This is a genomic window from Spongiibacter sp. (genome assembly GCF_041602295.1).
Taxonomy (GTDB): Bacteria; Pseudomonadota; Gammaproteobacteria; order Pseudomonadales; family Spongiibacteraceae; genus Spongiibacter.
On the sequence record NZ_JBFIGO010000101.1, the window covers coordinates 1 to 9,305 of the forward strand.

Here is a 9,305-nt window from a genome sequence, read left to right on the forward strand (position 1 = left end):
ACAGGTTGTGCTCTTTACCAGCCACGACTTGGCCGCGCTGACCAATGACGTCTTCGCTCATTAACTGTTTGAGCAGGGTGGGGTCTGGCTCGGTGTGGGCGAGGAAGCGCGCGCCGCTGCCTTCCAGGCTGCCGAGAATAATGGCCTGATTGGGGCCGTTTTCGTCGCAGGTGACGGTAAAGCTGTCGATGCGGGCGGCGCCCTTGGGGGCGGCGTCGATGTGGGGGTGGGGCTGGCTATCGATTTGCTGTTGCAGGGGGGCGTCGTCGCCGCGCTGCCACTGGCTTTGGCTGGGTTTGGCGCTGTAGATGCCGATGGCTTGCTTGGTCATATACCAGCCATTGGCGGTGATCATGCCCTTGTCGTCGGGGCGCTGGCGCAGTTGCTCAACCAGGGTAACGACGGCGTGCAGGCTGTAGCCGTGGCCGGGGCCGCCAAAGTAGGGCAGGCCGCCGGTGAGGCTGGGCTCGCGCTCGCCGAAGGGGTCGATGTTGAGGGCGTCGCAGGCCAGCTCCACGGCGCAGGGGAAGCAGCTGTAGATGTCCATTAGGGCGATGTCGTCGATGCTGCAGCCGGCGCGTTGCAGGGCGGCGTTACCGGCTGCGGCAATGGCGCTGGAGCGCGACAGGTCGGGGCGCTCGCCGACAAACCAGATTTCGTTCGCTTCGGCGCAGCCATTGAGATAAATCCACTGTTCTTCGGCGATGCCCATGTCGCGGGCGGCGCCGACGGTGGTCATGATGACGGCGGCGGCCATGTCGACATTCATCTGCGCGCACAGGTATTTGTTATAGGGCAGGGCCAGGCAGGGGCTGCGCTCGGCGAAGCTGACCAGTTGCTCGGCGCCGCGCGGGCGCTGGTAAGACCAGGCGTCGGGATTGGCGGCGGCGGTGTCGCTGAGGCGCTGCATTAGTTTGCCGATATGCTGTTGGTGCTGGCTCAGGCTGTGGCCGTAGCGATGGCGCAGGGCGTTTTCGAACAGCGCGTACATATTGGTGGGCAGCCAGAGGTTGTGGCGGTGTTCTTCGGCGTGGGCGCCTTCGCGAACGCTCCAGGGTTGTTCGGTGTGGCCGCTGGCATCTGCGCGCCAGCCGGCAAGGTCGTTGCCACTGGCGAGCAGGGCGCGGAAGCTGGCGGTGAGTTCGCCGCCGCAAATGGCCACCGCGCGGCCGCGGCCTTGGCTGAGCTGCTGGGCAAAATGGTTGATCAGCATTTGCGGGCCGTTGCCGCCGTCGGGGGCTTTCAGGCAGCGGGCGTCTTTCAGGCCCAGGCGCTTGGCCAGCTCGGGGCCGGGGAACAGGCTGATTAACTCGCTGAGTTCGGGTGACACTTCCAGAAAGCTGGGCTCGGTGCACAGGGTGTCGACGGCGCCGCGCAGGGCCTCGCCCTGACCGCTGTTTTGCAGGGCCTGTTCCAGTACCTCGTGAAAGGCATCGGTGGGGCTGCGCTCGGGGTTGCCGGTGTCGCGGTAGGTGGTTTGGCTCACGCCGACCAGAATCGGGGTGTTATCGGCTGCGATCATAGTTAAACCTTTTGCAAAATCTATTGTTAAAAACCGTGCGGCGACAGGGCCGGTCGGCGGCTTATTGTGCGTTGTGCGGCGCGCCTGCTGTAGGGCTGGCGACGCCAGTTATGTCGCGCTGCGCCAGCCGCGCTAGTGCTGTTGAAAGGCGGCATGGTGGGCGCGGCGCATGGCCTGTGGCGAATTTTGGTAGTAGTCGCTGAAGGCGCGGTTAAAGTTGCTGGGGTGGGTATAGCCCAGCTGATAGGCGATCTCCTTTGGGCTCATGCGGGTGTTGTATAAATATTCTCTGGCCAGCTCCATGCGCACTTCCAGACAGATTTTTCGGAAGCTGCTGCCGGCCTGTTCCAGGTGGCGGCGCAGGCTGCGCGGGCTGAGGCGCAGCAGTTTGGCGGTGCTGGCCAGTCTAAAGCCGCAATCCTGCGGCCGTGACATTAGCAGACGTTTGACCTGGGGAACAATGCCAGCGCTGCGATAACTGTCGCCGATAATCTGCTGCACATGGTGGGAGCAGGCAATCAGTGCCTGCTCGTTGCCGCTGGGAATGGGCCGTTGCAGCCAGGCCAGTGGCAGGGCAATGGTGTTGCGCGGCGAGTCGAAATGCACCGGGCAGCCAAGCAGTTGGGTGTAGCGCGCGGCGTGGTCGGGGGCGCTGCTGCTGAGTTCGACATAGCTGGGCACAGCGGCGCGGCCCTCGGGCAGAATGCCCTGTACATAGCGCCAGGCGGCGACGCTGCACAGTTCCATAATCAGCTGTTCGATGGGCAGGGCATTTTCGGTGAGATGAAAGCGGATCAGGGCGTGTTGCTCGTCGCGCTGCAGATTCACTCTGACCAGAAAGCTGGCCTCGCTAAAGGCGTGGCAGCTGATATTGGTGGCCTGTTCGCAGTTGGCCGAGGTGAGCATGGCGTAGCCGAGCAGGCCGAGGTCGCTGAGCTGGGCGAGGTCGCCGAGTTCCAGGGCAATGGCCGGGGCATCGCCACTGCGCAGCTGGTTGAGTAGCACCAGTACGTTAACCAATTTATTGCTGCTGGGTGTCTGCCACCACTGCGGCTCTAGGTCGCAGCGACGGCCCAGTTCGGCACAGTCGATCTCGGGATATTGGTTTTGCAGTAGGCGCCACAGTACCTGCAGTAGGCGGGCACCGAGTTGTTCCAGTTCTATTAATTGCACAGGGAATAATCGACTATGGCCAAAAATGATATAACTTGACGGTCACAAATGATAATACTTTGCCTGGCGCAGGGGGACAAGTGCCACGCTGAACTTGCTAGTCTGTTGGGGTTGCCTCAGCCGCTGCGGCGGTGGCGTTAAAAGAATAAGTATTAACGATGTCGCTCCGGCGTTTGTCGGGGCGACAAGCAAGGGGAGTAGCGCTATGCGGACACCGACAGTATGCAAAGAGTACCTGGATAACCTTTTGGAGTACCTCGCGGGGCAGGGCGTGACGAGCCGCCAGTTGCAGTCGGTGTTGCGTTTAAACCCCGAGGCCCATCTGAGCGAGCAGGGGCGGGTGCCGCTGCGCTTGTTTGAGATGACGCTGGATGCCGGCAGCTGCCTGTTGAATGACCCCTGCCTGGGTGCCCACGCCGGCACGCATTGTTCGCGCAGCCCCTGGGGTATGGTGAATTACTTAGGCATGAGCGCCCCCGATACGCGCGGCGCGGTGGATGCCATGCAGCGTTTTTCCCGCCTGTTGATTGACCACGGTGATATGTTGCTCAGTGAGATCAATAGCGCGACCGCCTGCCTGAGCTGGCAACAGCCGCCGCGCCAGCAGGCATCGCGCCATGTTGTGGAATTCTTTTTTGCCAACTGGTACCGGGTGAACAAGCCGATGCTGGATCGCGGCGCCACTCGCCGGGAGGTGCATTTTGCCCACGATGCCGATGGCCGCGAGGAGCAGATGCAAGCGCTGTTTGAGGCGCCGGTGTATTTCGATAAAAAGGCCAATGCGGTGCATTTTGGCCGCGAGCTGCTCGACCAGCCCTCTCGCTATCCCCACCCGGGTATTCACAAGTCACTGGAACAGGCGGCGCTGATCGAGCTGTCGAATTTGCAATTTGAAGACCGGCTGATTAAAGAAGTGCGCGATTGCATCGTCAACCAGTTGTCTGAAGGGGTGCCGCGACTGGAGGATATTTCGGCGCAGCTGGGCATTGCCCCGCGCACCCTGCAGCGGCGGCTGAACAACACCGACACCAGCTATAAGAGCCTGGTGGATGAGGCGCGTAAGGAGCGCTCTCTGGGACTGATCGCGCGCTCGGAATTGGGCTTGCTGGATATTTCTGCGGAGCTGGGCTTTAGTGATCAGAGCGCTTTTCAAAAAGCCTTTAAGCGCTGGTATGGTCAGGCGCCCGGTCGCTACCGGATGATGTTGCAGGTCGGTTAGCGGTTTAGCCCTGATTCGGACCCGGAAATTATTTTTGCTGTGGCTTGTTGCCCGATGATCGCGAGAGTTGATATGGACGATGCCCGTGCAATAGAAAACCTCCTCTACCGCTATGCGGAACTGATTGATGGCGGCGATTTTGCCGGCATCGGCCACTTGTTTCGCGAGGCGGAAATTCACGCCCCGGCCCACAACAGCGCAGTGAAAGGCGCCGAACAGGTGTCGGCGATGTACCGCGAGTCTGCCCGCTTGTATGCCGACAGCGGCACGCCGAAAACCCGCCACCTGATCAGCAATGCCATTATCGAGGTGGCGGCCGATGGCGCCAGTGCCGAGGCGCGCTCCTGCTACACGGTGTTGCAAGCGACCGAGGCGCTGCCCCTGCAGGCTATTATCAGCGGCCGCTACCGCGACCAGCTGCGCAAATGCGATGGCGACTGGCAGTTTGCCCGCCGCGAGATGCATGTCGATCTGGTCGGCGATCTCAGTCAGCATCTATTATTCTCCTTATAAGTCGGGCTCGGCGGAGACGGTATGAATTTGCATAACAAGCGGCTGGTGGTGACTGGTGCCAATGGCAGCCTGGGGCGGGCGTTGGTGCAGCGCGCGACAGAGTTGGGCGCCGAGGTGATTCGCGTGGTGCAGCGCAGCGATGGCAGCGATGCGCTGGCGGTGGATCTGGCCGATGCCGAGCAGTGCCTGCGAGTGTTAGCGCCGCTGGCGGACGTGGATGTGCTGTGCAATGTCGCCGGCGGCTTTACCATGGCGGCCTTTGACAGCGATGGCGCCGAGGGCGACTGGCAGGCGATGCAGATGATTAATGTAGATACGGCGCGCAATGCCTGCCGGGCGCTGCTGCCGGGCATGGTGGCGCGCGGTAGCGGCGCGATTGTGAACGTTGGCGCGCTGGGCGCCCTGCGGGGCAGCGCGCAGCTGTCGGCCTACGGCGCGGCGAAGGCGGCGCTGATGCATTTAACCGAGAGTTTGTCGGCGGAATACCGCGAACGCGGCATCAATATTAATGCGGTGCTGCCCAGTATTATTGATACCCCGGCCAATCGCGCGGCGATGCCACAGGCCGACCCGCAAAAGTGGGTAAGCCCGCAGCAACTGGCCAATGTGATGTGTTTTTTGGCCTCGGACGAGGCCTCGGCGATGCACGGCGCACTGTTGCCAGTGCGCGGTCTGAGCTAGCGGGGCTCTGCTGCGCTTAGCTGATATTGCCGGTGACGCGCACGCGGCGGCTGGTGGGCTCGGCGCCGGCAGATTTTGCCGCTTCGCGTTTTTGGATTTCGCCGTCGATGAGGTTTTTCAGGGCGATAATCAGCCCGGTAAAAATAAAGGCGCCGGGCGGCAGTATCGCTACCAGGAAGGCCTTGTAGTCTTCAACCAGCACAATTTTCCAGGCCTTGGCAGACTCGCCGAACAGCAGATCCATATTGGCAAAAATGTGTCCGGTGCCGACCACTTCGCGGATGGCGCCCAGCAGGATCAGCACCGCCGAGAAACCCAGCCCCATAATTAAGCCGTCGTACATTGCCGGCAGCAGGCGATTTTTGCTGGCAAAGGCGTCGGCGCGGCCGAGAATGACGCAGTTGGTGGTGATCAGCGGCAGGAAGATACCGAGAATCTGGAACAGCTCGTAGGCGAAGGCCTGCATCAGCAGTTCAATGCAGGTGACCGCCGCCGCGATAATCATCACAAAGGCCGGCAGTCGCACCGCATCTGAGGTGATGTTGCGGATAATCGATACGCAGCTGTTGGACACCGTGAGCACAAAGATGGTGGCCAGGCCCATGCCGATGGCGTTGATCACCGAGCCGGTGACCGCCAGCAGCGGGCAGAGGCCGAGCAGCTGGACAATGGCCGGGTTGTTTTTCCACAGGCCGTTAAGCGAGAGTTCGCGGTAGTTCACATCACTCATTGCCTTTCTCCTCGGCGGATTCGTCGAGCAGTCGTGCGCGGTTTTCCGCGTAATACTGCAGGCTGCGGCGCACCGCGGCGGTGACGGCGCGCGGCGTAATAGTGGCGCCGGTGAACTGGTCGAACACACCGCCGTCTTTTTTAACGGTCCATTTTTCGATCTTGGGTTTACCCAGACTGCGGCCGATAAAGTCGTCTACCCACTGGCTTTTTTTGTAGTCGATCTGATCGCCCAGACCGGGGGTTTCGCGGTGGCTGAGTACGCGTACGCCAGCGACACTGCCGTCGCGGTTAACGCCGACAATCATGTCGATGTCGCCGGTGTAGCCGTCGCGGGCGGTGGCCGGCAAAATGACCGCGATGATGTCGCCGTCGAGCCGGGCGCGATAGGCTTTGCGCTTGTCGCGCAGGCCCAGCAGGGCGTTGTCGCTGAGCACCATGGCATCGTCTAACATGCTGTTGTTGTGGCGCTCGCGGGGGACAATTTCCAGCAGTGCCCGCTCTTCCGCAGCGCGGATATTGTCCTGCACCAGGCTGCGCGTCGACAGGTAGGTGGCGGCAATCACGCCGGTGGTCACCACGGCAAACAGGCCGAGCAGCAAGCCGTTTTTAGTAATGGACTGACCGAGCATCAGGCTTTCTCCTGCGCTTTGGCTTTGCGATGACCGTAGGTGCGCGGTTGGGTGTAGTGGTCGATAAACGGCGCGGCAAAATTCATTAGCAATACCGAGAAGGCGACGGCGTCGGGGTAGTTGCCCCACACGCGAATGATATACACCAGCACACCGATGGTGGCGCCGTAAATGATGCGGCCGCGATTGGACACCGCCGAGGTGACCGGGTCGGTGACGATGAAGAAGGCGCCGAACATGGTGGCGCCACTAAACAGGTGGAAGAACACGCTGCCGCCAGAGGCTGAACTGCCGCCGTCGTAAAACAGCAGTGCCATGATGCTGAGTGCCGCGAGCATGCTCAGCGGTGCGTGCCAGGTAAAGATGCCGCGATAGAGCAGGAAGGCGCCACCCAGCAGAAAGCCGACATTGGCCCACTCCCAGCCGATACCGGCGACGCTGCCGTACTGCGGAGTTTGTGCCCACAGGTCGTTAATGAGCAGGGCGTCGTTCTGTTTGATGATGTCCAGCGGCGTGGCCATGCTGATGCCATCCAGGGCGCTGCCCTCGGCGGCCATGCCGAGGCTGCGCAGTAGGGCATCTAGCGGGCCGAGTAAGTCGCCAGAGGCGACCGCGCCGCGGGGCGCGAGCCAGTCGGTCATTTCTACCGGAAAGGAAATGAGCAACAGCACGTAGGCCGCCATGGCGGGGTTGAAGGGGTTGTAGCCCATGCCGCCATACATATGCTTGCAGATCAAAATGGCAAATCCGGTGCCGACCAGAATCAGCCACAGCGGCGAGCCGGGCGGCAGGGCAATACCTAAAAGAAAAGCGGTGACCAGGGCGCTGCCGTCATTGAGGTAGAAGCCCAGCGGCCGGCCGCGCAGGCGCAGGGCGAGGGCTTCGAAGGCCAGCGCACTGAGGCTGGCCCACAGCACATTGATCAGCGTGCCAAAGCCGAAGAACCAGCTCAGGGCTAACAGTCCGGGAACCGTGGCGAGCAATACCAGGCGCATGACCTTGGGGGTGCTCATGGGGCCGTGGGCGTGGGGGGAGCTTAGTTTCAGGAATGCCATGCTAGTTCTCTTTCTGGCTCAGGGCATCGAGCGCCTGGCGGGCATCGGCCAGTTTGGCCTGTAGCTTGGTGAGTGACTCGGCGAGAATTTCGGCATTGTCATCGCCGCTGGCCTGCGCTTCGCTGAGCTTTTGCTCGGCTTTGGCCAGGCGTTTTTCCAGTGAGGCCACGGTGTTGCGGGCCTTGTCGGTGTCGCTCAGTTCGGCATTGGCATTGCGCGCCGCCAGTGCGCGGGCAATGGCCTGGGCTGCGGGATCGTCCGCAGCGGCTTCGGGGGTGGCGGTCTCGGTTTCAGCTGCAGTTTCAGCTTGCAGGGCACTTAATTCGGCGCGCAGGCTGTCGAGTTTGCTGCGGGTTTTTTCTACCGCGGTGGCAAAGGCGTCGGCCTTGTCGTCGTTGTCGGCCTGGGCTGCGGCGAGTTTTTGTTCGGCGGCGCTCAGACGTTTTTCGGTGCTGGCAATCTGGCTGTTCAGGCGTTCGCGTTTGGCTTCGGGGCTTTCGTCGTCGCCACCGCCGGCACGTTTGGCCTGGGCGCGGGCAATGGCGGCGGCCGCCGGGTCGGCCGGCTCCGCAGTGGCTGCTGTGGGCGTCGCTTGGCTGTCGCGGTGCTGGGCCAACTCGTCGCGCAGGGCGCTGAGTTTGGCTTCGGTTTTTTCCACCGCGCTGCGGAAGGCGGCGACGTTGTCGTCGTTGTTACTTTCCGCGAGCTGCAGTTTTTCACGGGCGGCGTTCAGGCGCGTTTCGGTACTGGCCAGTTGTTTTTCCAGGCGCGCGGTTTTGTCTTCGGCGCTCTCTTCGGGGGCGTCGCCGCTGCGCGCAGCTTGGGCGCGGGCAATGGCGGCCTGGGCCGGATCGCTATCGGCGGCACTGGCTTTTTTGGCCTTGCTGCGCTCGATGGCGGCCTGAATGATATCGCTTTTGCTGTCGCCCTTGGTGGCGGCGGCCTGCTTGGCCTTGGCGGCTTCCAGACGCGCCTTGCGCTTGGCTTCCTTCTCGGCCGCTTCACGTTCGATGCGGGCCTGGCGCGCTTCAAAGCGTTCTTTCGAGCGCTCAGCTTTGATTTTGTCTTGCTGGGCCTGACGGATTTCCGCCTTGGAGGCGCGGTAGTACTGCACCAGCGGAATGGCGCTGGGGCAGACGTAGGAGCAGGCGCCGCACTCGATGCAGTCGAAAAGATTGTGCTCTTCTAGCTTGTCGTGCTCCTGGGCGCGGGAAAACCAGTACATCTGCTGGGGCAATAGCGACACCGGGCAGGCCTCGGCGCACATGCCGCAGCGGATACAGGCCTGCGCCGGCGGCGGTGGCGGCAGTTCCTCGACGGTGGGCGCGAGAATACAGTTGCTGGTTTTCACCACCGGCACCGCGGTGTCTTGCAGGGTGTAGCCCATCATCGGGCCGCCCATAATCAGGCGGATACACTGGTCGGGATTAAAGCCGCTAAGCTCCAGCAGGTATTGCACCGGGGTGCCGATCAATACCTCGTAGTTGCGCGGCGCGCGGCAGGCGTCGCCGGTGACCGTGGTCACCCGTGAGATCAGCGGTTCGCCGTGGCAGACGGCGCGGTAGATGGCGCGGGCGCTGCCGATATTTTGGCAGACGATGCCGACGTCGGCGGGCAGGCCGCTGCTCGGCACCTCTTTGCCGGTGAGAATTTGAATCAGCTGCTTCTCGCCGCCCGAGGGGTATTTGGTGGGGAAGCTGACAATTTCGATACCGCTGCCCTCGGCGGCGGCGCGCATGGCGGCCAGGGCCTCGGGCTTGTTGTCTTCGATGCCGATCAGG

General features: G+C 62.3%; 9 protein-coding genes. 3 read left to right on the plus strand and 6 right to left on the minus strand.

The genetic code is table 11. The features are described from left to right. Window positions 1-1,522, minus strand: a 1,522-nt coding sequence (locus tag ABYM29_RS13140; protein ID WP_372865228.1) for a hypothetical protein, incomplete at its 3' end; no start/stop codon positions are given. A gap of 132 nt (window positions 1,523-1,654) precedes the next feature. Further along, entirely contained in the window at window positions 1,655-2,695 is a 1,041-nt protein-coding gene (locus ABYM29_RS13145; protein ID WP_372865229.1) for a helix-turn-helix domain-containing protein, read from the minus strand. Window positions 2,696-2,900: 205 nt separating this feature from the next. Here ABYM29_RS13145 and ABYM29_RS13150 point away from each other — a divergent pair, with 205 nt between their 5' ends. The 3 genes from ABYM29_RS13150 (at window position 2,901) to ABYM29_RS13160 (ending at window position 5,108) form a co-directional block, all read left to right on the plus strand. Beyond that, window positions 2,901-3,914, plus strand: coding sequence for an AraC family transcriptional regulator ligand-binding domain-containing protein (locus ABYM29_RS13150; protein ID WP_372865230.1), 1,014 nt, complete (start codon window positions 2,901-2,903; stop codon window positions 3,912-3,914). A gap of 72 nt (window positions 3,915-3,986) precedes the next feature. After that, a complete protein-coding gene (locus ABYM29_RS13155) occupies window positions 3,987-4,427 on the plus strand; it encodes a nuclear transport factor 2 family protein (RefSeq protein WP_372865231.1) in 441 nt (146 codons plus the stop codon). Between the two features lie 21 nt (window positions 4,428-4,448). After that, the gene (locus tag ABYM29_RS13160; RefSeq protein WP_372865232.1) at window positions 4,449-5,108 is read left to right on the plus strand and encodes an SDR family oxidoreductase; all 660 of its coding nucleotides are present in this window, start codon (window positions 4,449-4,451) and stop codon (window positions 5,106-5,108) included. Between the two features lie 16 nt (window positions 5,109-5,124). Here ABYM29_RS13160 and ABYM29_RS13165 read toward each other — a convergent pair whose 3' ends face one another. The 4 genes from ABYM29_RS13165 to rsxC all read right to left on the minus strand — a co-directional run. Continuing rightward, on the minus strand, window positions 5,125-5,838 hold the full coding sequence (locus tag ABYM29_RS13165; protein WP_372865233.1) for an electron transport complex subunit E: 714 nt from the start codon (window positions 5,836-5,838) through the stop codon (window positions 5,125-5,127). Continuing rightward, window positions 5,831-6,469, minus strand: coding sequence for an electron transport complex subunit RsxG (rsxG, locus tag ABYM29_RS13170; protein ID WP_372865234.1), 639 nt, complete (start codon window positions 6,467-6,469; stop codon window positions 5,831-5,833). The genes ABYM29_RS13165 and rsxG overlap by 8 nt, the downstream gene beginning before the upstream one ends. Then, window positions 6,469-7,524 (minus strand): electron transport complex subunit RsxD, encoded by a 1,056-nt coding sequence (gene rsxD / locus ABYM29_RS13175; protein ID WP_372865235.1) that lies wholly within the window; start codon window positions 7,522-7,524, stop codon window positions 6,469-6,471. The genes rsxG and rsxD overlap by 1 nt, the downstream gene beginning before the upstream one ends. A gap of 1 nt (window position 7,525) precedes the next feature. Then, window positions 7,526-9,305, minus strand: a 1,780-nt coding sequence (gene rsxC, locus ABYM29_RS13180; RefSeq protein ID WP_372865236.1) for an electron transport complex subunit RsxC, incomplete at its 5' end; no start/stop codon positions are given.